Raw genomic sequence first — 22,894 nt, forward strand, 5'->3', positions numbered from 1 at the left:
ACCACGGCGCCGTCTCCCGCCGGGAGCACCGGGCGGTGCGGACCGGCCCGCACCGTCGCGGCCGGGCGTACGCCTTCGGCTCGGCGGCGGGTCACCCTGCGTACGAGGATGACCCGCCCCGCGACGGGCATCAAGCCGCCTCCCCAAGGTCATCGGGGCGACTCGTCGCCGCCCTCCAGCACCGCCATCGCCGCGTTGTGCCCCGGCACCCCGCTCACCCCGCCGCCGCGCACGGCGCCCGCGCCGCACAGCAGCACGTTGGCGTGCCGGGTCTCCACTCCCCAGCGGCCGGTGCCCTCCTGGGCGTACGGCCAGGACAGTTCACGGTGGAAGATGTTGCCGCCGGGCAGCCGCAGGTCACGTTCCAGGTCGAGCGGGGTCTTGGCCTCGATGCAGGGCCGCCCGTCGGCGTCCGTGGCGAGGCAGTCCGCGAGAGGCTCCGCGAGATGGGCGTCGAGCTGCGCGAGGGTCGGCTTCAGCAGCGCTTCGCGGGCCGCGTCGTTGTCGGCCGCGAACAACCGGGCCGGCGTGTGCAGACCGAACAGGGTGAGGGTCTGGTAGCCCTGCTCCACCAGCTCCGGGGCCAGGATCGACGGGTCGGTCAGCGAGTGGCAGTAGATCTCGGAGGGCGGAGCGCTCGGCAGCTCCCCGGCGGCGGCCTGGGCGTGGGCGGTGGCCAGTTGCTCGTACCCCTCGGCGATGTGGAAGGTCCCGGCGAACGCCTCGCGCGGGTCGACCGAGGTGTCGCGCAGCCTGGGCAGCCGCTTCAGCAGCATGTTGACCTTGAGCTGGGCGCCCTCGGCGGGCGCGGGCGGGGTGTCGCCGGTGAGCGCGGCCAGTTCCCGCGGCGAGGCGCCCACGAGGACGTGCCGGGCGACGGCGACGCCCTCGCCCTCGTGCGTGCGGTAGGTGACCTCGGCGGTGCGGCCGTCGGTGTCGATCCGCAGCACCTCGTGGCCGGTCGCGAGGACCGCGCCCGCCTCCCGGGCGGCGGTGGCGAGCGCGCCGGTCAGGGCGCCCATGCCGCCGACGGGGACGTCCCAGTCGCCGGTTCCGCCGCCGATCACGTGGTAGAGGAAGCACCGGTTCTGGCCCAGCTGCGGGTCGTGCGCGTCGGCGAACGTCCCGATCAGCGCATCGGTCAGAACCACACCGCGTACCAGGTCGTCGGCGAACCGGTCCTCGACGGCGACCCCGATGGGCTCCTCGAAGAGCATCCGCCAGGCGTCCTCGTCGTCGATGCGCCGGCGCAACTCGTCGCGGGTGGGCAGCGGCTCCGTCAGCGTGGGGAAGACCCGCTGGGCGACGCGGCCGGTCATGCCGTAGAAGCGCTGCCAGGACTCGTACTCGCGGTCCCCGCCGGTGAGCCGGGCGAAGGCCTCCCGGGTCCGCTCCTCGCCGCCGCCGACCAGCAGGCCCGTCGCCCGGCCGTCGCGTTCCACGGGGGTGTACGACGAGATGGTGCGGGTGCGCAGCCGGAAGTCCAGGCCGAGGTCCCGCACGATCTTCGGCGGGAGCAGGCTGACCAAGTAGGAGTAGCGCGACAGGCGCGCCTCGACGCCCGGGAAGGGGCGGGTGGAGACGGCGGCGCCGCCGGTGTGGTCCAGCCGTTCCAGCACCAGTACCGACCGGCCGGCGCGGGCCAGGTAGGCGGCGGCGACGAGACCGTTGTGGCCACCCCCGACGATGACGGCGTCGTACGCGCGGGATCCCTCGTGTGCAGGCATGGTTCTTGGTAACACGCGATGATCCCGCCCGGCCAGAGCGGAGCCCGCCGGTCAGGCCCCGTGCGGGACACCCTGCCGGCGCAGTTCCGCCACCTTGCGGTACAGCTCCGCCGCCTCCTGCGCCCGGCCGAGCTGTTCCAGGCAGTGCGCCTCGTCGTTGCGGCCGGCCAGCGCGTCGGGGTGACCGGCGCCCAGCACGCGCTCACGGGCGTCGGCGACCTCGCGGTACTCGGCGAGCGCGTCGGCCCAGCGGCCCAGCCGGCCGAGCCCGGCGGCGACCTCGCGGCGGCTGACCAGGGTGTCGGGGTGGTCGGGGCCGAGGACCCGGTCCCGGATCGCGCGCACGTCCCGGGACTCGGCGAGGGACTCCTCCCAGCGGCCGAGGCGGCCGAGGTTGACGCCGAGGCCGTGCCGCGCGCGCAGGGTCTCGGGATGCTCGGGGCCGTGCACGCGGGCGCGGTCGAGGACCAGGTCACGGTAGAGCTCCAGGGCCTCCGCGCCCCGGTTCAGACGGCCGAGACTGATCCCGATCTCGTGGCGGGCGGCGAGGGTGTCGGGATGGTCGGCGCCGAGCGCCCGGCCGCGGGCCTCGGCGACCTCGCGGTAGGCGTCCAGCGCCTGAGGCCAGCGGCCCAGCTGACCCAGCACGTAGGCCACTTCGTACCGGGTGACCAGCGTGTCGGGATGCCCGGCCCCGAGGACCCGGGCGCGGGCCTCGGCCACCTCGGAGGCCAGGCGGTAGGAGTCCTCCAGGCGGCCGAGTCGGCTGAGGTTGAAGGCGAGGTTGTGACGGCAGCGCAGCGTGTCGGGGTGGTCGGCGCCCACGGTGCGCTCGCGCGCGGCGAGCACCGACGTGTACGCCTGGTGCGCCTCCAGCGGCCGCCCCAGCTGGCCCAGCACGTACGCCGTCTCCTGCCGGGCGGCGAGCGTGTCCGGGTGGTCGGCGCCGAGCAGCCGCTCACGCGCCCGGGCCACGTGCGTGTACTCGCGCAGGGCGTCGGCCGCGCGGCCGGTGCGGCTGAGCGTGAAGGCGACCTCGTAGCGGCTGGCGAGGGTGTCGGGGTGGTCGGCGCCGAGGAGGTGCTCGCGTTCGGCGGCGACCGCGCGGTGCACCTCGCCGGCCTCGGCCCAGCGTCCGAGCCGCGCCAGGCTGAGACCCGCGTTGTGGCGCCCCGCCAGGGTGGTGAGCGCCTCCTCGGGCGGCTCGGGCGGGGTGTCCGGCACCGGCAGGGGCGCGGGGACGGTGGCGGGCCGGGCGATCCACTCGCGGGTGAGCCCCTCGCCGGTGTCCGGCGGCGGGGTGCGCGGCGCGGCACCGGCCGCCTTGTGGCCGGTGGTCATGCCCAGCGTCCAGGCCGGCAGCCGTGCCTCGCGGGCGGGAGGCGCGACGGCGAGCACGGTCGGGACGTACGCGGGGACGGTCCGGGCCGCGCCGATGCGGCGGCCGAGCTCGGCGGCGTCGCCCGGCCGGTGCTCCGGCCGTTTGGCGAGCAGGTCCAGGATGATCTGCTCCAGGGGGGCCGGCAGGTCCGCGCGGTGGCTGGTCGGCGGTTCGGGCGGGGTGTCGCGGTGGCCGACGAGGATCGCCCACGCGTCGCCCAGGTCGAACGGCGGTACCCCGGTGGCGAGTTCGTACAGCACGCAGCCGAGCGAGTACAGGTCGCTGCGCTGGTCCACCTCGTCACCGCCGATCTGCTCGGGGGACATGTAGTGCGGGGTGCCCATGGCGACGCCGGTACCGGTCAGCCGGGAGGTGACGCCCATGTCGGCGCCGGGGCGGGCGATGCCGAAGTCGCATATCTTCACCGTGCCGTCGGTCAGCCGCACCATGTTGGCGGGCTTCAGGTCCCGGTGCACGATGCCCTGCCGGTGGGTGTAGGCGAGGGCCGCGGAGACCTGCTCGGCGATGTCGACGATGTCCGGGACCGGCAGCGGGCGGCGCTCGTTGTCCTCCAGGACCTGGCTGAGGTTGCGCCCCTGGAGCAACTCCATCACCAGGTACAGAAGTCCGTCGGACTCGCCGAAGTCGTGGACGACGGTGACCCCGCGGTGCTGGAGCGCGGCGGCGACCCGGGCCTCACGGCGGAATCTCTCCCGCAGCACGCGGGTGAATGCCTGGTCGTGCAGCGGGCCGAGGGGTTTGAGGCACTTCACGGCGACGTGCCGGCCGAGCGACTCGTCGCGTGCCCGCCACACCTCGCCCATGCCGCCGCGCCCGATCGGATCCAGCAGCCGGTAACGGCCCTGGATCAGCGTGGTCTCCCCCATCGCCTGCTGTCGCCCCCGTCGCTGTGAGCCCGCCCTCCCCTGGCAGGACCAGTATGGCCACCTACGGTTCGGGTGGGTACGACCCGGGGCGGGCGTCCGGGCCCAGTCGGGCCATGGCGCGTAGGATGTGCCGGGGCGGAAGTTGCCATCGCACATGTGCGGGGACGGCTCGCAGCAGGGCGCCGGTGCGGCGCAGTCGCCGGGTGACGACGTCGGGGGGCGGGGCGGGACGGCCGTACAACTCGTGGGCGTAGGAGGGCAGGGCGTCGTAGGCGAGGCCGGCCACCCGGCTCCACAGCAGCTCTCGCAGGGGCACCAGCGCGGCGGGTACCGGAGGCCGGCGTAGGAAGTCGTCGACGTCCCTGGCCTCGGGGCCGGCGGCGAGTCGGGGCCGTACCTCGGCGAAGTAGGCGGCCAGCGCGGCCCGGTCGGCCGGCACGGTGCCGGGGTCGAGGCCCACGAGGCGGGCGCCGACCCGCTGTTCGCGTACGTAGCGGTCGGCCTGGGTGTCGGTGAGCGGGTGGCCGGAGCGGCGCAGCACGTGCAGATAGGAGTCGATCTCGGCGCAGTGCACCCACAGCAGCAGGCCGGGCTCGTCCACCGGGTACCGCTCGCCGGTCTCCGGGTCGGTGGCCCGCAGCATGCGGTGGATCTTCCGGACGCGGGCGCCCGCGCGCTCGGCGGCGTCGGTGGTCCCGTACGTCGTGGTGCCGACGAAGTTCGCGGTGCGCAGCAGGCGGCCCCAGGCGTCGCGCCGGAAGTCGCTGTTCTGCAGGACGCCGCGCACCGCGCGCGGGTGCAGGGCCTGGAGGTGGAGCGCGCGGATCCCGGCGATCCACATCATGGGGTCGCTGTGCAGCTGCCAGGTCACGGAGGCGGGGGTGAACAGCCCCGGATCACCCGCGCCCGGCGACGCCACCGAACTCCGTGCTGCCAACGAGCTCACCTCGCCCGAGTCCGTGTCCCGCGCCCGTCTCCCCCATTCTCCGCGCATTTCGCCGTGCACCCCTCCCCGCACCTCTCCCCGCGCCGCCCTCGCCGTGGCTCGCCACATGCAAAGGCGCGCCATCCGGTGCAGGCTGGCAGGGGAGGGAACGTGCATCGCTTTCCCCGTTCGCCCGCCGCGCCCGGCAGGCGCCGGCAGGAAGGAAGCGCGATGGAGATCGCAGGATCGGTCGCCCTGGTCACGGGCGCCAATCGCGGCATCGGCCGCGAGTTCACCCGCGCGCTGATCGACCGCGGAGCGGCCAAGGTATATGCCGGTGCCCGCGACCCCGCGAGCGTGGCGGACGAGGGCGTCATCCCGTTGCGCCTGGACGTCACCCGGCCCGAGGAGGTCGCGGCGGCGGCGGACGTCGCGGGCGACGTCACCATCGTGATCAACAACGCCGGGGTCGGCGGCTTCAGCACCGAGCTGCTCACAGGGTCCCTCGACGGCGCCCGCGAGGCGATGGAGACCAACTACTTCGGCACCTGGGTCGTCTCCCGCGCCTTCGCGCCCGTCCTCGGCCGCAACGGCGGCGGGGCACTGGTGAACATGCTCTCCGCCGCCTCCTGGGCCTCCCGGCCGCAGTACCCCGGGTACGCGGCGTCCAAGGCGGCGCAGTGGTCGCTGACGGGCGCGTTGCGGGAGGGGCTGCGCGAGCAGGGGACCCTGGTGATCGGGGTCCATGCCGGTTTCGTGGAGACGGAACTGAGCTCCTTCACGGACGCGCCGAAGATCAGCACGGCGGACGTCGCGAAACAGACCCTGGACGCCCTCGCGGACGACCGGGTCGAGGTGCTGGCCGACGAGCGGTCCAGACAGGTCAAGCAGGCCCTGTCGCAACCGCTCGAAGGGTGAGCGCCGGCCGGCCTCGGCCGCCTCGGCACAGGAGGACGCATGAGCGACGAGCCGACGGCCCCTCACGACCCGCGGGAGCCGGCCCTTGCGGGACAGACCGTCGTGGTGATCGGCGGGAGCGCGGGCATCGGGCTGGCGACCGCCGCGCACGCCCGCGCCGAGGGGGCGGCGGTGATTCTCACCGGCCGCGATCCCGAACGGCTGCGCGCGGCGGCCGAAGAGGTCGGGGCGCGTGACACCAGCGCCTTCGACGCGGGCGATCCGGCCCAGCTGCGGCGGTTCTTCGAGCACCTGCCTCGTCCGGTCGACCATGTGATGGTCACGGCGGGACATCCCACCTACGGCAGTCTGCTGGAGCTGGACGACCAGGAGGCGCGCGAGGCGATCACGGGGCACATGCTGCTCGCCCTCGGGGTCGCGCGCCACGCCGCCGGGGCGGTGCGACCGGGCGGCACCCTGGTGCTCCTGGGCGGCACGGGCGCCCGGCGGATCCGGGCGGGCCTCGGCGTCGCGCCGGCGGTCACCGCGGCGCTGCCCGCCCTGACGGCCGGCCTCGCGCTCGAACTCGCGCCGGTCCGGGTCAACCTGATCGCCGCCGGCTTCGTGGACACACCGCTGTCGGCCAGGCTCCTCGGCGAGGGGCTCGACGCCCGCCGCGAAGAACTGCGCGCCCGGTTGCCGATCGGCCGCGTCGTCGTACCGGCCGACGTCGCGGCGCTCGCCGTTCACCTCATGACCAACACGGCGCTCACCGGGGCGACCTACGACATCGACGGCGGACAGCAGTTCGTCGGCTGAGGGCGTCGGCCCGGGCGGCAGCGGTCACCGGCGCACCCGGGGCATGCCCAGGCCGATCCACGAGATGATCTCGCGCTGGATCTCGTTGTTGCCGCCCCCGAAGGTGAAGATCACCGCGGAGCGGTAGCCGCGCTCCAGTTCGCCGTGCAGCACCGCGCCGGCGGAGCCCTCCTGCAAGGCGCCGGTCGCGCCCACGACTTCCATGAGCCAGGCATAGGCGTCGCGGCGCGCCTCGGAGCCGTAGACCTTGACGGCGGAGGCGTCCTGCGGGGTGAGTGTGCCGTTCTGGACGGCGCCGACCATCTGCCAGTTGAGGAGCTTCAGAGCCTCCAGGCGGGCGTGGGTCCGGGCGAGCCGGTGACGCACCCAGGGCAGGTCGATGACGCGGCGGCCGTCGGTCAGCTTGGTGCGGCTCGCCCAGCGCCGCACGTCGTGCAGGGCGCGGATCGCCATGGTGCCGTGCGCGGCGAGGGTGACGCGTTCGTGGTTGAGCTGGTTGGTGATCAGCCGCCAGCCCTGGTTCTCCTCGCCGACCCGGCGGGAGACGGGGACGCGGATGTTCTCGTAGTAGCTGGCCGTGGTGTCGTGGCCGGCGAGGGTGTTGATGAGGGTGCAGGAGTAGCCGGGGTCGGCGGTCGGCACGAGGAGCATGGTGATGCCCCGGTGCGGCGGGGCCTGCGGATCGGTGCGCACGGCCAGCCAGACCCAGTCGGCGGTGTCGCCGTTGGTGGTCCAGATCTTGTGACCGTTGACCACGTACTCGTCGCCCTCGCGCACCGCGCGGGTCTTGAGGGCGGCGAGGTCGGTGCCCGCGTCGGGCTCGCTGTAGCCGATCGCGAAGTCGATCTCGCCGGCGAGGATCTTCGGCAGGAAGTACGCCTTCTGCTCCTCGGTGCCGTACTGCATGATCGTCGGCCCGACCGTGTTCAGGGCCATCAGCGGGAGCGGTACGCCGGCCTGGGCGGCCTCGTCGAAGAAGATGAACTGCTCCATGGCGGTGAGCCCGCGCCCGCCGTACTCCTCGGGCCAGCCCACGCCGAGGCGGCCGTCGGCGCCGAGCCTGCGGATGGTGTCGCGGTAGAAGCGCTTCTGCGCGGCGGCATCGGCGTGCCGCACATGCGCGTCGTCCGGCACCAGTTCGGCGAAGTAGGCGCGCAGTTCGGTGCGCAACCGCTGCTGGTCGGGCGTGTATTCGAGGTGCACGGCGCCTCCAGGCTCCCCAGGGCCGGTCCTGCCTGACGGCGCACACCGTAGAACGTGTTCCAGAAATTGGGAATGGCGGCGGTGCGGGAAGTAGCGCCGGCCGGGCCGCGGGTCAGCCCAGCGCGCCCAGGAACTCCGTGCACGCGCGGGCGCAGGCGCGGCACGCCTCCGCGGCCCCCTCGGCGGCGGGATGGCCGTCGAAGACGTGCGCCGCCTCCAGGCACACGGTGCGGCACCACTCCAGCTGGATCCGCAGTCCGTCCTCGTCCATGAGGGTCTGCTCGGACAGCATCCGGCACGTCGCGTCACAGATCTCCGCGCACATGATCCCCTTGCGGCGCAGGAGTTCCTGGTCCTCGGTGCCGTCCGGGTCCACCAGGCTCGCGCGCAGCGCACACGCGCGGGCACAGTCCGTGCACGCCTGCGCACAGGCGAAGCGGTCCTCCAGGAAGCGGAAGACGTCCTGCTGCGAAGTCGTAGTCACACCGCGCGGGTAGCCCTGGGACGCTCCGCCAAACCCGTACGCGGGCGGGGGTTCCCGGCGGCCCGGTTCGCTGTCCGATTTGAGGGTATTCATGCGATATGAACACTGCCCCCATGCAGCTGGCAGCGCCGAGTGGACTGCTCAGCCTCGTCCTGTTCGTGGTCGCCATCGCCGTCGTCGGCGTGCTGGCGGGAAGTTTCTGGCTCGGCAACCGGATCAAGTTCAACGAACCTCCGCGTCCGCGCCCCGAGGAGCAGCCGCACCTGCCGCCGGAGGGAGCCGTCCACGAGGTCCGGCAGATGCGGGAGCCCGAGGACGTGCCCGTGATACCCAAGGGCGGCCGCCCGCTCACCCCGTACGAGCTGACCAACATGCAGACCAGGCCCAGTACGTCCACGGACCGGCCCCGCTGGGGCAGGGGCACGACCGGCTCGTTCGGCGGCGGCGGGCTCGGCGCGCACTGACCGCCGCGGCGGCGAGCGGGCCGCCGTGGGAGAAGGGTGCAGGCGGCCGCGAGGCTTCGGTCTCGCGGCCGCCGACGCGTGTCAGGGCATGGCCCGGATGTCGTCCAGCTGTTCGATACGGGTGACGTTCCCCCGGTCCTCCGCGTCCTCGCTGCGCTCCCCGGCGAACCAGGCGTCGAGGATCTCCTTCAGGACCGGCCCGGAGGTCAGCCGCAGACTCAGCGCCAGCACGTTGGCGTCGTTCCAGCGGCGGGCCCCGTCGGCCGAGTAGGCGTCCGCGCACAGGGCGGCACGGACGCCCGGCACCTTGTTCGCCGCGATGGACGCGCCGGTGCCGGTCCAGCAGCACACCACGGCCATCGCCGACGTCCCGTCGGCCACGTCGCGGGCGGCCGCCGACGAGCACGCCGCCCACTGGGGGTCGTCGCCCGGGCGCAGCGCGCCGTGGGTGAGCACCTCGTGGCCACGGTCCTGCAGCTCCGTGACGAGCAGCCGGGCGACGGGTTCGTCCATGTCCGAGGAGACGGAGATCCGCATGTCTGGGAGCCTACGCCGACCCGGCTCAGGTGGTGGCCTGGTCGCTGTCCTTCAGGGCGCCCCAGCCGTGCCAGCGCTCGACCGCGATCCAGGCGCTGACCCGGCCGCGCACCCGGTCCGGATAGGCCCTGCCGTTGTAGTGCCGGGACAGCCGGTCGATGTCGGCCAGCCCCTCGTCCTCGTGCATCTCGGTGACGCGCCCGACGAGGGTGACGTGGGTGTACCAGTCGTCCGCGTCCAGGACGGTGAGCGTGACGCGCGGATCGCGCCGCAGGTGCTTCAGCCGGACCCGGCCCTCGTCCAGGTTGATCAGCACCCGCCCGTCCTCCCACAGGTACCAGGTGGGCGTGGAGACGGGGGTGCCGTCGGAGCGCAAGGTGGCCATGACACAGGGGTTGGCACGGGCCAGCAGGGCCTCGGCCTCGGGCGGCAGCGGCGGCTTCGACATCAGGTCTTCTCTCTCCTCGGTCGCGGGGGACGGGATCGGACTGGGGTGATCGTTCGGGGGGTCAGGCGGGCGGTGCCTCGTCGAAGCTGGCGAAGTAGGCGGCGGCCATGTCCTCGTCGCCGTGGCCCTGCTCGGCGGCGCGGGCCAGCCGCCGCGCACCGGCGGCGGCGACGTCGAGCCGCACACCGCTGCGCTCCCCCGCCTCGACGATCAGACGGGCGTCCTTGGCCGCCGTGGTCACCGCGAACTGGGGCGGGGACAGCCGCCCGTCGAGGATCATGCCGCTCTTGACCCGCAGGTAGCCCATGTCGAGCGGACCGCCCGCGATGGCGTCGAAGAAGTGCTGCGGGTCCACCCCCAGCGCCTTGGCGAGGGCGAGCGTCTCGCCGGCCGCGTTGGTCGCGGCCAGGACCCAGCTGTTGGCGACCAGCTTCAGCCGGGTCGCGGTGCCGGCGGCGCCGTCGTCGCCGGTCCACACGGTGCGGGCGCCGACGGCGTCGAAGACGGGGGTGACCGCCGCCCGGCCGTCGACGGGTCCGGCGGCGAGCACCAGGAGCTTTCCGTCCTCGGCGGGCTGGCGGGTGCCGAGGACGGGTGCGTCGTAGAAGACCAGGCCGTGCTCCCGGGCGAAGGCGGCGAGTTCGGTGACGGACTCCAGGCCCGCGGTCGTCGACTGCGACCATGCGGTGCCGGGGCGCAGGGCGGGGGCGGCCTGACGCATCACGTCCAGGGCGGTGTCCCCGTCGTACAGGATGGTCAGGACGACGTCGGCGCCCTCGACGGCTTCCGCGGGGCTGTCGGCGACGTGCGCGCCGACGGCGGCGAGCGGTTCGGCCTTGGCGCGGCTGCGGTTCCAGGCGCGGAGGGTGTGTCCCGCCCCGGCGATGTTGCGGGCCATGGCGGCGCCCATGATGCCGGTGCCCAGGACGCTCACGGTGAGTGTGTCGGTCATGCGTCAACTTCCCTGTCGGTGCGGTGATCGGTGCCCCGCTCGGACTGTCGTTCCCGAAGGTGCCACTCCTCGGTCGCGTCGCGCGCGGCCGGGTACCCCGCGGGGCCGGGGGTGCCACATGGCGGTGGTCGCCTCGCCGCGCTCACTCCGGCAGCACCAGTTGCCCCGTCTCCCCCGGCATCAGGCGCACGGCCCGGTCCGGCAGGCGTACGTCGACGGGGGTGGCGTCGGACGAGGGCACGGTGACCTCCAGGCGGCCGTGGCGCAGGCGCAGCCGGACGCCCCAGTTGCCCTGGTAGCGCAGCGAGAAGCCGTAGGACGACAGCTCCGGCAGCGGCACCGGGTCCAGCCACAGGGCGCCCTCGCGGGTCTCCAGGCCGGTCAGGCCGCGCTGGACGAGGTCGAGGGTGCCGGCCATGGCGCCGAGGTGGATGCCCTCGCCGGTGGTGCCTCCCTGCACGTCGGCGATGTCGCCGCGCAGGGCCTCCTGCACGAACTGCCATGCCTCGGCCCGCCGGGCCCGGGCGAGGATCCAGCCGTGCACCAGACCGCTGAGGGTGGAGCCGTGGCTGGTGCGGTGGAGGTAGTAGTCGACGGTGCGCTGCCAGGTCTCCTCGTCGAGCCGCAGCCCCAACCGGGTGAACAGGCCGCGCAGTTCGGCCGGTGAGAAGAGGTAGCCGAGCATCAGCACGTCGGCCTGCTTGGAGGCCTGGTAGCGGTTGACCGTGTCGCCCTCCGCCTCCAGGATCCGGTCCAGCCGGCGGATGTCGCCGTACTCCGTGCGGTACCGGTGCCAGTCGAGCTCGGCGAGGGCGCCGAAACCCTCGAACTGGCTGATCACGCCCTCGTGGAAGGGCACGTGCAGGGCGCGGGAGACCTCCTCCCACCGGTCGAGTTCGCCGTCGTCGAGGCCGGTGCGCTCGGCGAGTTCGCGGCGCCGCGGCTCGGGCAGGCCGCCCAGCAGCTCCAGCGTGCGGGTGAGCACCCAGGAGGCGGTGACGTTGGTGTAGGCGTTGTCGTCCAGGCCGGGCTTCTCGGCGCCGGGGTAGGCGTCGTGGTACTCGTCGGGTCCGACGACGCCCCGGATGCGGTACCGGCCGAGGGCCTTGTCGTAGCGTGCCGCGTCGGCCCAGAAGCGGGCGATCTGGAGCAGCATCTCGGCGGCCCAGGTCTGCCGGAACTCGATGTCGCCGCTGGTCTCGCAGTACTGCCACACGTTGTACGCGATCGCCGAGCCGACATGGTGCTGGAGGTGGGAGTGGTCCGCGAGCCAGCGCCCGGAGCGCGGGTTGAGGTGCAGCTGCTGGGCCTCCTCACGGCCGTCGCTGCCGCTCTGCCAGGGGTACATCGCGCCCTGGCGGCCGGCGTGCAGAGCGGCGGTGCAGGCCTGTTCGAGCCGGCGGTGGCGGTAGCGCAGCAGGGCCCGGGAGACCTCGGGGAAGTGCACGTTGAGGAAGGGCAGCACGAAGAGCTCGTCCCAGAAGACATGGCCGCGGTAGGCCTCGCCGTGCAGCCCGCGCGCGGGAACGCCGACGTCGAGGTCGGCGGTGTGCGGGGAGAGCGTCTGCAGCACATGGAACAGGTGCAGGCGCAGGACGCTACCGGCCTCGCCGGCCACGTCGAGGTCGGCGCGGCGCCACAGCTGGGCCCAGGCGGTGCGGTGGCCGCGCAGCAGCTCGTCGAAGCCGGGGGCGCGGCCGACCCGGGCCACGGCGGCGTGCAGCGGGTCGCTGATCGCCGGGTCGCGCGAGGTGTGCAGGGCGACGGTCTTGTCGACGGTGGCGGTGCGGCCGGACACCAGGTGCAGCCGGATCCGCTGGGTGGTGCGCGGACGGGCGTGCCGGACGGTGACGGGCGCGTCGGCGGCGAGCCGGGAGGCCATGCCGACGCGGATGTCGGAGGTGCGGGTGCGGCAGCGCAGCCACACCGTGTCGTGCTCGGCGGTGCCCGCGTGCTCGTGGGTGAGGTGCCGGCCGTCCAGGTCCCGGTAGCGGGCGACCCCGGCGTTGCGCACGCCGCCGTCGAGGCCGGCCTCGACGTGCAGTTCGCCGGAGAAGCCGTCGGCGGTGAACTCGGTGCGCAGCGCCGCGAGATGGGGGTCGCCCATGTGCACCAGCCGCTGCTGGCGCACCGTCAGGGCCCGCCCGTTGCCGAGTCCGAAACGGGTCAGCCGCTCCAGGACTCCGGAGGACAGGTGCAGCATCAGGCGGTGTTCGAGGACGGTGGCGGTGTCCGGGGTGAGCCAGGGCCGGCCGCGCAGCCGGAAGCGCAGTTGCAGCCAGTTGGGCAGGTTGACCATGTCCTCGTTCTCGACCCTGCGTCCGGCCACGTCGGAGCTGAGCCGGTTGTAGCAGCCGGCCACATACGTCCCCGGGTAGTGCACATCGTCCGCGGAGCACTCGGGGAGCGCGCCGCGGGTGGCGAAGTAGCCGTTGCCGAGTGTGCACAGCGACTCGCGCAGCCGCTCGTCGGCCGGTTCGTAGCCCTCGTACTCCCAGGTCCAGCCGGTCACCTCGGTGCTCCTCCCGCAGCGGGCGGCTCGCCGAGATCCGTTACGGCTGTCTCGGCACCGTGCGGAAGCAGTCTCTCCCCGACGCGCCGCCCAGGGGCGCGGCCCACGCCGGTGACGAGGGGGAACCGCGGAAGGGCCCGCCCCTAGGGAGCCGGCTGCGCCACGCCGGCCGGGTCGCGGCGCAGGACCGTGACCCGGTGGAAGTTGCACCCGGCGGACGGGGCGGGCTCGCCCGGGGGCTGGTCCTGGGCGTGCAGGGCGACGCTGACGAGGCTCAGCAGCAGGTCGACGTCCGTGTCGCAGTCGAGGTGGACGGTCACCCAGCGGGAGCCGGGCACCAGCCGGATCGCCGAGGAGACGGTGAGGTCCTGGGCGAACCGCCCGACGGCCCGGCTCGTGAGGTTGAGGTCCACGTCGTGGTCCGTGTGGAAGTGGGCGATCTCGCTGCGGGTGGAGCGAACTGCCCGCCCGGTGCCGCAACTGGCCTGTCCCGCCGTGAGGTCGGGCCAGGCTTCCAGTTGCTCCAGGGCGCGCTGGGCCAGAGTCATGTCTCCATCGTCACCGCATCACCCGACGGATACCAGTGGTTGGACACTTCGTAACCCAGGCGTGAGGATCTCACGCGGGCAGCCGCCGTGCCGGACGCGACCTGCGGGCCGCCGCCAGGGCGTTCAGATGGGCCTCGACGTACGGCACGGCCGCCGTCTCGAGCTCGCCGTCGACGAAGGCGGGCTGGACGTTCACCTCGAAGACGACCCCGCCGTTCTCGATGGCGAGGTCGACCCCGGCGAAGGGCAGTCCGACCGACGCGGTGGCCGCCACGGCGAGCTGGGCGAGGCGTGGCGGGAGGTCGGCGGGGGCGATGGGGACGGCGGTGGCGCCCTGGCAGGTGTTGCAGGGGATGTCGGGCTCGGGCTGGAGGTGCTCGCGGGCGTGGATGACGCGGCCGCCGAGGACGAAGACGCGGAACTGGTGGCGGGAGCCGTCGGTGGTGACGTTGCCCGCGTCCCGCGACAGCAGCCAGTCGGTGCCGCGGTCGGCGTAGAAGGCGGTGGCCCGCTCCACCCCGTCCTCCGTGGTGAGGTGGAAGGTGTCGCCGCCGCCGGTGCCGACGACGGGCCTGGCCCAGGTGTCCCGGCCGAGCTTGTCGAAGGCGGCCAGCGCCTCGGTCACGCCGGGCCGGGAGAGCACCACGGTCTCCATGTGGGCGATGCCGTCCCGCCGGAAGCGCTCCACGGTGAGGTCCTTCTCGGTGGCGGTCCGCCATGCGGCGACGCCGGTACCGAGGGTCACCACGTCGTGGTGCTCGAGCAGGCGCTGGAAGGCGACCAGTTCGCGGCGGCGGTGCGGGGGGATCTCGTAGAGCACGATGATGTCGGGCACGAGGTCGAGCTGCTCGGCGGGGACGTGCAGCCGTAAGCCGTCCCCGGCCGGGAGGCCGCGTCCGGTGCCGCCGGTCGCGAAGTGCCGGGAGTCGATGGGCACCGGGGCGGCGCCGGTGAGGAGTTCCACCGCGCGGGTGAGGTACTCGGCGCAGCCCTCGGGCGAGGTGGGGTCGGTGATCAGGGCGATGCACGGGCGGGACACGGCGGCCTCCAGTGGTTCTCGACGCGCGCGGGTGCCGCGCCACACTCGGTCGCGCGGTCCGAGCGAACTCACGGGGTGAACCCGGTCGCGCGGGCGGTCGGCGGCGGCCGGTGCTGCGGGGGCCACGCGTGCCGAACACCCGGCGCGGACCGGGGCGCCACACTGTAGGCGCAGGGCGGAACGCCACAACAGGGCGCACACGTGCCCGCCACCTGCTCCGGTCTCTGCGCCGTCCGCCCCCTCCCGTGCGCCTTGCGGGCCGCGTCAACCGCGGCGGCCGGACGCCGAGCCGGTGAGGTCCTCCTTGCGGGCGACGCACAGCGCCCAGATGACGAACCCGGAGAACGCGATCATCAGGACCGACCACACCGGGGAGTACGGCAGCGAGAGGAAGTTGGCGAGGACGATGAGCCCGGCGATCACCACGCCCGCGACCCGCGCCCATGTCGCCGCCTGGAACAGTCCGACGCTGACGGCCACGGCGACCACTCCGAGCAGGAGGTGGATCCAGCCCCAGCCGGTGAGGTCGAACCGGAAGACGTAGCTCGGTGTGACGGCGAAGACGTCGTCCTGGGCGATCGCCATGATGCCGCGGAAGACGGCGAGTATGCCGGAGAGCAGGAGCAGGATGGCGCCGAAGACCATCAGCCCCGCGGCCCACTCGTGCCGTGCCGTGTGCGTGCCCGGGGTGTGTGCGCCCGGCGTGTGTGGTGCGGCCATGTTCTGCCTCGTCTTCCTGTCGTTTCGTGCTCTCAGTGCCGTGCTTCGGTGCCGGTGCCGGTCGCGGTGCCGGCGGGCGGCCCGTAGTCGGCCAGGACGAGCTCCTTGGCGCGGCGGAACTCCTCGTCGGAGATGTCGCCGCGGGAGCGGATCTCGGACAGCTTGGCGAGCTCGTCGACGCTGCTGCGACGGCCGCCGCCGCCCGCGGTGTCCCGGATGTAGGAGTCGAATGCCTGCTGCTGCGCCCGGGCGTGCTTGATCTCCCTGCCGCCCATCTCCTTGCCGCGGGCGATGAGGTAGATGAACACGCCGAGGAACGGCAGCAGGATGACGAGCACCAGCCAGCCGGTCTTGCCCCAGCCGCTGAGGCCGTCGTCGCGGAAGATGTCGCCGATCACGCGGAACAGCAGGATGAACCACATGATCCACAGGAAGAACCAGAGCAGGGTCCAGAACATGCTCAGCAGCGGATAGTCGTAGGCGAGGTAGATCTGAGTGCTCATCGGTCGTCTCCGTTCGGAGCAGGGCACGACGGGCGTCGCCCGCCGATCCAGACTGCGCGTGACCGCGCGCGGCGGCCTCACCCCGGCGGGGTGAGCCGGGGGCCCGCGCGGGAGTCAGGGCGCGCGGGTCGCGGTCCGCCCGGGCCCGCCGGCCGCCGCGAGCACCGCGAGGACGAGCAGGACCAGGAGGACCAGGCCGACGACCAGGGCCACGGCTCCGACCGTCGGGTAGTTCCAGAGCACGAGGGCCAGGACACCGCCCGCGATGACGATGCCGGTCGTCCACGAGCGGTGGGTCTCCAGCCACTGCCCGGCGCCGCCGGTGCGCAGCCCCCGGCGCCGCAGCGCGTGACCGCTCGCGGTGGTGGCGCGCGCCACCATGCGGCGCACCCCGCGGGCGGCGCGCCCCGGGCCGTGGAGATAGGCGGCGAGCGCGGTGATCACGGCGACCACGAGCAGGGTGCGCGTGCTGTCGCGCAGGAAGCGCACGAAGGTGTCGTAGATCGCCTGGGCGGCGTCGGGGGGCAGTGTCGAGGGGGGTACGGCATCCAGGTAGACCCTGCGCATGACGGCCAGGGCGATCAGCAGCAGCACCATCATGAGCCCCACGCCCACGGCCGTGACCAGCAGCATCGCGCGGTGTGCCGGGGCGGTCCACACGGCGAGGGCGGCCAGCACGACGGTCAGCACGGGCAGCCAGAGGCCCATCACGTCCAGCAGGCGCATGCCGGCCTGCGCCTCGGAGAGTTTGTCGCTCTCGAACAGGGTGATCTGCCGGTCCGGAGCGGGAATGGCCGAGGCCCGCTCGAAGCCCGCGTCGACGAGCCGCTTCTTGACCTCGTCGACGACGGTCCCGAGGTCCAGGACGACCTTGTCCTGCTCGGCGCGCACGGCCCCGCTCTGGCTGCCGGTGAGGACGTTCACCACCGCCGTGTGGGCGCGCCGGTTGGCGGCTACCCACGCCTGCTCGAAGACCTCGCTGGTGACCACCCGGTTCACTACGCTGTGCACGGCGCTGGTCACGGCGGCGCGGAGCGGCCCGGCGAGCGCCCCGGTCCGGTCGACGACGGCGGGCGGTGCCCCGGCGTCCGTGAGCGCCTCGCCCAGCCACTTCGTGACGGCGTCGACGTCGACCTCGGCGACGACCCGGTCGGTGAGCCGGTCGGTGACCGCCGACTGGACCGCCGGGTCGGAGCCGAGCGGCGCGACGGTCTGGACGTAGCGGTCGGTGTCGGCGACCTCCTCGTCCAGCCAGGTGGCGACGACGGCGAGGGGGGAGAGCAGGAGGGCGATCAGGAGCAGCAGCGACGCGCCGGCGTAGCGGGCCTTGCGGTGGTGCACGGCCGCGGCGCGGCGGAGCCGGTGGTACTCGGCCTGCTCGTCGGCGGTCAGGGTGACCCGGTTCTCCGCGTCGCCGCCGGAGGGTGGAGGAGGTGCGGGGGGCTGGGCCATGGGGTCTCCTCCTCACGCCTTCGTCGACGTGCCGGCGCCTTGGTCCGCGGCCGCTCTGCGCAGCGCGGCCCGCCAGGCGAAGGCGACCGCCACCTCGACCAGGCCGAGCAGCACCAGCCACAGGCCGAGCAGCCGGGTCAGCGCGACGGCGGACTCGGTGGGCAGGGCCAGTACGACGACCCCGGCCACGACGCCGAGCGCGCCCGCGCCGAAGAGGACACCGCGGTGGGGCAGGGCCTTGACGGCGAGGGCCGCGTAGGCGGTGAGCATGCCGGTGACGAGCCAGACGATCCCGACGATCAGGGACAGCGCGGCGATCGTCTGCAGCGGATTCCTCAGGCACAGCACCCCCGCCAGCACGTACAGCACGGCGAGCAGCAGCCCGGGCAGCCTCTCGCCGTGCTGCTGGGCGAAGACGGCGACGAACCGGAAGCATCCGGCCACCAGCAGGTACAGCCCGACGACGACCGCCAGGACGTGCAGTGTGCCGTCCGGCCAGACCAGGAGGACGACGCCCGGCACCAGCGTGACCAGCGCCGAGCCGAGGAGCCACGTCCACGAGCCGCCGAGGCTCCCCAGCAGGTCCGCGGGATCGCCTCCCGGGGCGAAGGGCGCCTCGGCGTGGCGGCCGGGCCGGGGTCCCGGATCAGGCGAATCGGTCATGGCTCCTCCTCGGGCGTTCCGGCCGGGCGCGTACGCACCGCCGGCGCGGGGGATGTGTGGTGCCCGCCTGTCGTGCCCACCCGGCCAGCGTCGCGCCCGCCGCCGGGCTCCGGGTCACCCATGACGGGTGATCCGCGGGCGTCGCCGAGGCGCTGAGGTGGTTGCGGAGCGGGCACCGGTTCCCGGCGGAACGGAGCGGAGATGAACATGCCGTCGCGTCCCGGCCGTCGGCTGGCGCTCATGGCACTCGCGCGCGGGACGGTCATCACGGCCGGACTGGTGAGCGCCTACTTCCTGATTCCGATGCAGACCGTCGACGCGGAGACCGTCGTGTGGCTCGTGTGCGGTCTGCTGGCCGTCGTGCTGGTCTTCTCCTGGGAGGTGCGCACGATCATGCGCTCGCCCCATCCGCGGCTGAAGGCGGTGGAGGCGCTGGCCGCCACCGTGCCGCTGTTCCTGCTGCTCTTCGCGAGCGCCTACTACCTGCTGGGCCGCTCCTACCCGGCCGCCTTCAGCGAGCCGCTGACGAGGACGGACGCCCTGTACTTCGCCCTGACGACGTTCGCCACCGTGGGGTACGGCGACATCACCGCCCGCTCCCAGGCCGGGCGTGTGCTGGCGATGCTGCAGATGGCCGGCGGACTGCTGCTGGTGGGGGTCGCGGCGCGGGTGCTCGCGGGCGCGGTCCAGGCGGGGCTCAAGCAGCGGCACAACGGCGCGCCGGACGGCGCGGGAGGTGAGCGACGATGACCGTGGCGACCGCGTACTCCGTCCCCCTGACCGTGGCGGAACGGGCCGCGTACGGCAGAGAGGCACGCGCCCGCGCCTCGCGGTCCTGCCATGGCTGGTTCGAGGCGGATCAGCAACGGCCCGATCCCGTCGAGGTCCTGGAGCGGCAGTCCGCCACCCGGGTCCCGGAGCTGGTGCCGGTCCGGTACGGACGAATGCTGGAATCCCCGTTCCGCTTCTACCGGGGAGCGGCGGCCGTCATGGCGGCGGACCTCGGCCCGCTGCCCAGCACGGGACTGACCGTGCAGCTGTGCGGTGACGCCCACCTGCTGAACTTCCGGCTGCTCGCCTCCCCCGAGCGGCACCTGGTCTTCGACATCAACGACTTCGACGAGACCCTGTCCGGTCCGTTCGAATGGGACGTGAAACGCCTGGCGGCGAGCTTCGTGATCGCCGGGCGGGCCAACGGGTTCTCCACCGAGGAGCAGAACCGCGCGGTGCACGCCTGTGTCCGCGCCTACCGCAAGCGGATGCGCACGTTCGCCGGCATGGGGACCCTCGACGTCTGGTACGCGCAGGACGACTTCGGTCACCTGCGCGCGCTGCTGGACGCCCCGTTGGACAAGGAGGCACGGCGGCGTGCCGACCGGGCCACGGCGAAGGCCCGCACCCGCACCCACCTCCAGGCCTTCGAGCAGCTCACCCGGGCCACGGCTCAGGGGCGGCGCATCGCACCCGACCCGCCGCTCATCACGCCGCTGCGCGACCTGGCGCCCGGTACCGGCGAGGACGCGCAGGCCAAGGAGCTGGGCGCGCTGCTGGACACGTACGCCCACACGCTGTCCTCCGAGCGCCGCCATCTGCTGCGCCGCTACCGGCTGGTGGACGTGGCCCGCAAGGTGGTGGGGGTGGGCAGTGTCGGCACCCGCTGCTGGATCGCGCTGCTGCTCGGCCGGGACGACGACGATCCGCTGCTGCTGCAGGCGAAGGAGGCCCAGGAGTCGGTGCTCGCCCCGCACACGGGCGGCGAGCGGTACGACAACCAGGGCCGTCGGGTCGTGTCCGGGCAGCGGCTCATCCAGACGTCCAGCGACATCTTCCTCGGGTGGACGCACACGGTCGGCCTGGACGGGCGTGAGCGGGACTTCTACGTCCGTCAGCTGCGCGACTGGAAGGGGATCGCCCGCCCGGAGACCATGGATCCGGGCCTGATGGCGGTCTTCGGCGGGCTGTGCGGGGGCTCGCTCGCGCGTGCCCACGCGCGCTCCGGGGATCCCGTCGCGATCGCCGCGTACCTCGGCGGCAGCGCCCGCTTCGAACGGGCGCTGACCGAGTTCGCCCAGTCCTACGCGGACCGCAACGAGCGCGACTACGAGGAGCTGCGGGCGGCCGCCCGGTCCGGCCGTGTCACGGCCGAGGGCGTCTGAGGGCGTCTGAGGGGTCTGAGGGCGGTCGTCACTCCGCCAGCCGGCGCATCTCCACCACGGTCAGGCCCAGCGCCTGGAAGCGGGCCAGCAGCCCGTACAGGTGCGACTCGTCCACGACCGGACCGTAGAAGACCGTCTGACCGGCCATCACCACGTGTTCCAGCTCGGGGAACGAGGCGGTCAGCGTCTCCGACACCTGCCCGTCGACGCGGATCTCATAGCGCATGGGCTGCTCTCCCGCGGGCGACTTCGTCCGGGCCGATCTGCGGCCACCCTGCGATCGTGCGCCCGCGCGGCCCGCGCGGCCTCACCCCGTACAGGTGACCTGGCGCGTTTCCCGGGGTCAGTGGGTCACCGCGAGCTTGAAGCCGACGATCAGCATGCCGATCACCAGGTTCACGACCGCGGCGCCGGCCACCATGCGCGGCCCGGCCCCGGTGCGGCGGGCCGCGGCCACCGACCAGCCCACCTGCCCGGCCACGGCGACGCCGAGCGCCAGCCAGGCGGCTCCGCGCACGTCCAGACCCAGTAGCGGGCTGAGCGCCACCGCCGCCGCGGGCGGTACGGCGGCCTTGAGGATCGGCCACTCGTCACGGCACACGTGCCCGAGCACCCGGCGGTCCAGCGGCTGCTGCGCCAGGCGGGCCCCGAACAGCTGGGCGTACACGTGCGCGATCCAGAACACCGCCCCCGTCAGCAGGAGCAGCAGCGCCAGCTCCACCAGCGGGAACGAACCGAGGGTGCCGGCCCCCACCACCACGGAGGCGGCGAGCATCGATCCGTAGACGCCGCCCGTGTAGTCGGCGTGCGCCCTCCGTTCGGCGGCCCGTCTGGTCGGGGCGGGGGTGCGGCGCGGCGTCTCCATCAGGGTCTCCGTTCCGGATCCGTCCCCCCGGCCGTCGGCGCCGTCCCCGGCCGGCGCCGAGCCGTCCCGGCGTCCGGCAGATGCCGCGTGACCAGGAAGCTCGCCAGGGTGATGCCGCCGACCGCGAGGACGGCCACCCGCAGACCGCCGAGCTGCGCCTGCGCGTAGGAGCTGGTGAGCGCCTCGACCTCGGCCGGGGGAAGTCCGGCCCGTTCGGCGGCCGAGCGCACCTCGTCGGCGGGGACGAAGCTGACCCCGGCCTCCAGGGCGATGCCGGTCTCCTGCCGGGCCTGTTCCGACAGGAGGGGGTCGTCCTCGACCTGGGTCGTGAAGGCATGGGCCAGCGCGCCCACGAGGAGGGAGCCGATGAGGGCCGTGCCGAACGCGGAACCCAGGTTCTGCGCGGTGAACTGCAGCCCTCCGACCTCGCTGCGTTCCCCCTCCCCCGCGCCGGACTGCACGGCGTTGCCGAGCTGCGAGGCGAGCAGGCCCATGCCGACGCCCAGGACGGCCATGGCCCAGAAGAACTGGGCGTCGTCGATGACCGGGTCGATGGTGGCCAGCAGCCACACGACGGCCACCAGCAGCGTCACCAGCGCCAGCCGGACCACCCTGCGCGCGCCCAGCCTGCGGCCGAGCCGGGCGGCCCCGAGCGAGGTCACGAGCATGGTGGCCGAGACCGGCAGCAGGCGCAGCCCGGTCTCGAAGGCGTCGAAGCCCTGCACCACCTGCAAGTACAGCGGGATCGCGAAGAACAGGCCGAGCAGGATGAGGTTCTGGCTCAGCAGGACCATCAGGGCCGACCGCAGCGGTGGCCGCCCGAGCAGGGAGAGGTGCACCAGGGGGTCGTCGCCGTGGGCGACCCGGTGCCGCTCCCAGGCGGCGAAGAGGGCCAGCACGACCGCTCCGGCCGCGATGACGAAGAACGTGGGCGCGAAGCCCAGCAGGGTGAACGGGGGATTGCGTGGCTCCACCCATCCCCAGGTGCCGCTCTGCAGCACGCCGAGCACGCACAGCCCGAGGCCGGCCGCCGAGAGCGTGGCGCCGACGAGGTCCATCCGGGGGCGCGGGCCGCCCGGGGCGGTCTCGGCGATCAGCCGGTGGCAGCACAGCACGGCCACGACGACGACCACCTCGCCGGCGAAGACCAGGCGCCAGGTGAGGTACGTCGTCACCCAGCCGCCGAGCAGCGGGCCCACGGCGATCCCGGCACCCGCCAGGCCGCCGATGACGCCGTAGGCCACCGGGCGGTCGCGTCCCCGGTAGGACTCGGCGACCAGCGCGGCCATGGACGGCAGCACCATGGCCGCACCGAGCCCCTCGATCACGGACCAGCCGAGCGCCAGCACCCCCAGGGTGGGTGACAGGGCGGTCACGGCCGATCCGGTGCCGTAGACGACCATCCCGAGGAGGAAGACCCGCCGGCGGCCGAGGATGTCGCCGAGCCTGCCACCGACGACCATGAAGGCGGCCATGACCAGGGCGTACAGCGTGATGACGGCCTGGATGGCGGTGACCTCGGTGTCGAAGTCCTCGACCAGCCGGCTGATGGACACGTTCATCACGGACGTGTCCAGCACCATCAGGAACTGTGCGGTGCCGAGGACGATCAGAGGACCCCAGTGCTTCACGGGTCCATCGCAGCAATCGGCGCCCCGGGCCGCCTCACCCGCCGCGGGCGAGGCGGGCCGGTGACGGGGGGAGCCGTCCGG

General features: G+C 73.7%; 23 protein-coding genes. 5 read left to right on the forward strand and 18 right to left on the reverse strand.

Annotated features, from left to right (window positions below; translation table 11 throughout):
• Positions 1-149 precede the first annotated feature (149 nt).
• The 3 genes from ACIP2X_RS12485 to ACIP2X_RS12495 form a co-directional block, all read right to left on the reverse strand.
• Positions 150-1,727: a phytoene desaturase family protein gene (locus ACIP2X_RS12485; RefSeq protein WP_401671095.1), complete on the reverse strand. Its 1,578-nt coding sequence runs from the start codon at positions 1,725-1,727 to the stop codon at positions 150-152.
• A gap of 51 nt (positions 1,728-1,778) precedes the next feature.
• The gene (locus tag ACIP2X_RS12490) at positions 1,779-3,995 is read right to left on the reverse strand and encodes a tetratricopeptide repeat protein (RefSeq protein WP_401671098.1); all 2,217 of its coding nucleotides are present in this window, start codon (positions 3,993-3,995) and stop codon (positions 1,779-1,781) included.
• Positions 3,996-4,056: 61 nt separating this feature from the next.
• Positions 4,057-4,932, reverse strand: a complete 876-nt coding sequence (locus ACIP2X_RS12495; protein WP_401671100.1) for an oxygenase MpaB family protein — start codon at positions 4,930-4,932, stop codon at positions 4,057-4,059.
• Between the two features lie 219 nt (positions 4,933-5,151).
• Between ACIP2X_RS12495 and ACIP2X_RS12500 the strand changes: the two genes are divergently transcribed.
• Together ACIP2X_RS12500 and ACIP2X_RS12505 are read left to right on the forward strand one after the other, a co-directional pair.
• Positions 5,152-5,838, forward strand: coding sequence for an SDR family oxidoreductase (locus ACIP2X_RS12500; RefSeq protein WP_401671103.1), 687 nt, complete (start codon positions 5,152-5,154; stop codon positions 5,836-5,838).
• A gap of 39 nt (positions 5,839-5,877) precedes the next feature.
• The gene (locus ACIP2X_RS12505; RefSeq protein WP_401671104.1) at positions 5,878-6,636 is read left to right on the forward strand and encodes an SDR family oxidoreductase; all 759 of its coding nucleotides are present in this window, start codon (positions 5,878-5,880) and stop codon (positions 6,634-6,636) included.
• Between the two features lie 24 nt (positions 6,637-6,660).
• On the opposite strand, the gene ACIP2X_RS12510 is transcribed toward ACIP2X_RS12505, so the two are convergent.
• Together ACIP2X_RS12510 and ACIP2X_RS12515 are read right to left on the reverse strand one after the other, a co-directional pair.
• On the reverse strand, positions 6,661-7,839 hold the full coding sequence (locus ACIP2X_RS12510) for an acyl-CoA dehydrogenase family protein (protein WP_401671106.1): 1,179 nt from the start codon (positions 7,837-7,839) through the stop codon (positions 6,661-6,663).
• A gap of 112 nt (positions 7,840-7,951) precedes the next feature.
• Complete coding sequence (locus ACIP2X_RS12515) at positions 7,952-8,323, reverse strand: ferredoxin (RefSeq protein WP_401671109.1); 372 nt, start codon at positions 8,321-8,323, stop codon at positions 7,952-7,954.
• Between the two features lie 113 nt (positions 8,324-8,436).
• Here ACIP2X_RS12515 and ACIP2X_RS12520 point away from each other — a divergent pair, with 113 nt between their 5' ends.
• Positions 8,437-8,787 (forward strand): DUF6479 family protein, encoded by a 351-nt coding sequence (locus ACIP2X_RS12520; RefSeq protein ID WP_401671111.1) that lies wholly within the window; start codon positions 8,437-8,439, stop codon positions 8,785-8,787.
• An 81-nt stretch (positions 8,788-8,868) separates the two neighbouring features.
• Here the strand turns inward: ACIP2X_RS12520 and ACIP2X_RS12525 are convergent, their stop codons facing one another.
• The 10 genes from ACIP2X_RS12525 to ACIP2X_RS12570 form a co-directional block, all read right to left on the reverse strand.
• Positions 8,869-9,324, reverse strand: a complete 456-nt coding sequence (locus ACIP2X_RS12525) for an RpiB/LacA/LacB family sugar-phosphate isomerase (RefSeq protein WP_401671115.1) — start codon at positions 9,322-9,324, stop codon at positions 8,869-8,871.
• A gap of 25 nt (positions 9,325-9,349) precedes the next feature.
• A complete protein-coding gene (locus ACIP2X_RS12530; protein ID WP_401671118.1) occupies positions 9,350-9,772 on the reverse strand; it encodes a PPOX class F420-dependent oxidoreductase in 423 nt (140 codons plus the stop codon).
• Positions 9,773-9,833: 61 nt separating this feature from the next.
• Positions 9,834-10,724 (reverse strand): NAD(P)-dependent oxidoreductase, encoded by an 891-nt coding sequence (locus ACIP2X_RS12535; protein ID WP_401671121.1) that lies wholly within the window; start codon positions 10,722-10,724, stop codon positions 9,834-9,836.
• Between the two features lie 142 nt (positions 10,725-10,866).
• Positions 10,867-13,236: a glycoside hydrolase family 65 protein gene (locus tag ACIP2X_RS12540; protein ID WP_401671124.1), complete on the reverse strand. Its 2,370-nt coding sequence runs from the start codon at positions 13,234-13,236 to the stop codon at positions 10,867-10,869.
• A gap of 143 nt (positions 13,237-13,379) precedes the next feature.
• A complete protein-coding gene (locus tag ACIP2X_RS12545; RefSeq protein ID WP_401671126.1) occupies positions 13,380-13,784 on the reverse strand; it encodes a luciferase family protein in 405 nt (134 codons plus the stop codon).
• A gap of 70 nt (positions 13,785-13,854) precedes the next feature.
• A complete protein-coding gene (locus tag ACIP2X_RS12550; RefSeq protein ID WP_401671128.1) occupies positions 13,855-14,823 on the reverse strand; it encodes a RimK family alpha-L-glutamate ligase in 969 nt (322 codons plus the stop codon).
• 264 nt (positions 14,824-15,087) lie between these two features.
• Positions 15,088-15,543, reverse strand: coding sequence for a hypothetical protein (locus ACIP2X_RS12555; RefSeq protein WP_401671131.1), 456 nt, complete (start codon positions 15,541-15,543; stop codon positions 15,088-15,090).
• 32 nt (positions 15,544-15,575) lie between these two features.
• Positions 15,576-16,046, reverse strand: coding sequence for an SHOCT domain-containing protein (locus tag ACIP2X_RS12560; RefSeq protein WP_401671133.1), 471 nt, complete (start codon positions 16,044-16,046; stop codon positions 15,576-15,578).
• 114 nt (positions 16,047-16,160) lie between these two features.
• The gene (locus tag ACIP2X_RS12565) at positions 16,161-17,498 is read right to left on the reverse strand and encodes a hypothetical protein (protein WP_401671136.1); all 1,338 of its coding nucleotides are present in this window, start codon (positions 17,496-17,498) and stop codon (positions 16,161-16,163) included.
• Between the two features lie 12 nt (positions 17,499-17,510).
• Positions 17,511-18,161 (reverse strand): HdeD family acid-resistance protein, encoded by a 651-nt coding sequence (locus ACIP2X_RS12570; protein WP_401671139.1) that lies wholly within the window; start codon positions 18,159-18,161, stop codon positions 17,511-17,513.
• A gap of 207 nt (positions 18,162-18,368) precedes the next feature.
• Here ACIP2X_RS12570 and ACIP2X_RS12575 point away from each other — a divergent pair, with 207 nt between their 5' ends.
• Positions 18,369-18,911: a potassium channel family protein gene (locus tag ACIP2X_RS12575; protein ID WP_401672324.1), complete on the forward strand. Its 543-nt coding sequence runs from the start codon at positions 18,369-18,371 to the stop codon at positions 18,909-18,911.
• Positions 18,908-20,317 (forward strand): DUF2252 domain-containing protein, encoded by a 1,410-nt coding sequence (locus tag ACIP2X_RS12580; RefSeq protein ID WP_401671141.1) that lies wholly within the window; start codon positions 18,908-18,910, stop codon positions 20,315-20,317. Before ACIP2X_RS12575 ends, ACIP2X_RS12580 begins: the two co-directional genes overlap by 4 nt.
• 28 nt (positions 20,318-20,345) lie before the next feature.
• Here the strand turns inward: ACIP2X_RS12580 and ACIP2X_RS12585 are convergent, their stop codons facing one another.
• The 3 genes from ACIP2X_RS12585 to ACIP2X_RS12595 form a co-directional block, all read right to left on the reverse strand.
• Positions 20,346-20,543, reverse strand: a complete 198-nt coding sequence (locus ACIP2X_RS12585; RefSeq protein ID WP_401671143.1) for a hypothetical protein — start codon at positions 20,541-20,543, stop codon at positions 20,346-20,348.
• A 117-nt stretch (positions 20,544-20,660) separates the two neighbouring features.
• Positions 20,661-21,182, reverse strand: coding sequence for a hypothetical protein (locus tag ACIP2X_RS12590; protein WP_401671145.1), 522 nt, complete (start codon positions 21,180-21,182; stop codon positions 20,661-20,663).
• Positions 21,182-22,813, reverse strand: coding sequence for an MFS transporter (locus tag ACIP2X_RS12595; RefSeq protein ID WP_401671148.1), 1,632 nt, complete (start codon positions 22,811-22,813; stop codon positions 21,182-21,184). The genes ACIP2X_RS12590 and ACIP2X_RS12595 overlap by 1 nt, the downstream gene beginning before the upstream one ends.
• Between the last annotated feature and the right edge of the window lie 81 nt (positions 22,814-22,894).

The sequence above is a fragment of the Streptomyces sp. NPDC089424 genome, assembly GCF_044749345.1.
Lineage (GTDB): Bacteria > Actinomycetota > Actinomycetes > Streptomycetales > Streptomycetaceae > Streptomyces.

Excerpts from the sequence above, each read along its gene's own strand:
- ACIP2X_RS12545 (WP_401671126.1), bottom strand. The coding sequence starts at position 13,784 with ATGACTCTGGCCCAGCGCGCCCTGGAGCAACTGGAAGCCTGGCCCGAC.
- ACIP2X_RS12485 (WP_401671095.1), bottom strand. The coding sequence starts at position 1,727 with ATGCCTGCACACGAGGGATCCCGCGCGTACGACGCCGTCATCGTCGGG.
- ACIP2X_RS12580 (WP_401671141.1), top strand. The coding sequence starts at position 18,908 with ATGACCGTGGCGACCGCGTACTCCGTCCCCCTGACCGTGGCGGAACGG.
- ACIP2X_RS12500 (WP_401671103.1), top strand. The coding sequence starts at position 5,152 with ATGGAGATCGCAGGATCGGTCGCCCTGGTCACGGGCGCCAATCGCGGC.
- ACIP2X_RS12535 (WP_401671121.1), bottom strand. The coding sequence starts at position 10,724 with ATGACCGACACACTCACCGTGAGCGTCCTGGGCACCGGCATCATGGGC.
- ACIP2X_RS12555 (WP_401671131.1), bottom strand. The coding sequence starts at position 15,543 with ATGGCCGCACCACACACGCCGGGCGCACACACCCCGGGCACGCACACG.
- ACIP2X_RS12560 (WP_401671133.1), bottom strand. The coding sequence starts at position 16,046 with ATGAGCACTCAGATCTACCTCGCCTACGACTATCCGCTGCTGAGCATG.
- ACIP2X_RS12530 (WP_401671118.1), bottom strand. The coding sequence starts at position 9,772 with ATGTCGAAGCCGCCGCTGCCGCCCGAGGCCGAGGCCCTGCTGGCCCGT.
- ACIP2X_RS12505 (WP_401671104.1), top strand. The coding sequence starts at position 5,878 with ATGAGCGACGAGCCGACGGCCCCTCACGACCCGCGGGAGCCGGCCCTT.
- ACIP2X_RS12570 (WP_401671139.1), bottom strand. The coding sequence starts at position 18,161 with ATGACCGATTCGCCTGATCCGGGACCCCGGCCCGGCCGCCACGCCGAG.
- ACIP2X_RS12575 (WP_401672324.1), top strand. The coding sequence starts at position 18,369 with ATGCCGTCGCGTCCCGGCCGTCGGCTGGCGCTCATGGCACTCGCGCGC.
- ACIP2X_RS12490 (WP_401671098.1), bottom strand. The coding sequence starts at position 3,995 with ATGGGGGAGACCACGCTGATCCAGGGCCGTTACCGGCTGCTGGATCCG.
- ACIP2X_RS12525 (WP_401671115.1), bottom strand. The coding sequence starts at position 9,324 with ATGCGGATCTCCGTCTCCTCGGACATGGACGAACCCGTCGCCCGGCTG.
- ACIP2X_RS12565 (WP_401671136.1), bottom strand. The coding sequence starts at position 17,498 with ATGGCCCAGCCCCCCGCACCTCCTCCACCCTCCGGCGGCGACGCGGAG.
- ACIP2X_RS12520 (WP_401671111.1), top strand. The coding sequence starts at position 8,437 with ATGCAGCTGGCAGCGCCGAGTGGACTGCTCAGCCTCGTCCTGTTCGTG.
- ACIP2X_RS12590 (WP_401671145.1), bottom strand. The coding sequence starts at position 21,182 with ATGGAGACGCCGCGCCGCACCCCCGCCCCGACCAGACGGGCCGCCGAA.
- ACIP2X_RS12585 (WP_401671143.1), bottom strand. The coding sequence starts at position 20,543 with ATGCGCTATGAGATCCGCGTCGACGGGCAGGTGTCGGAGACGCTGACC.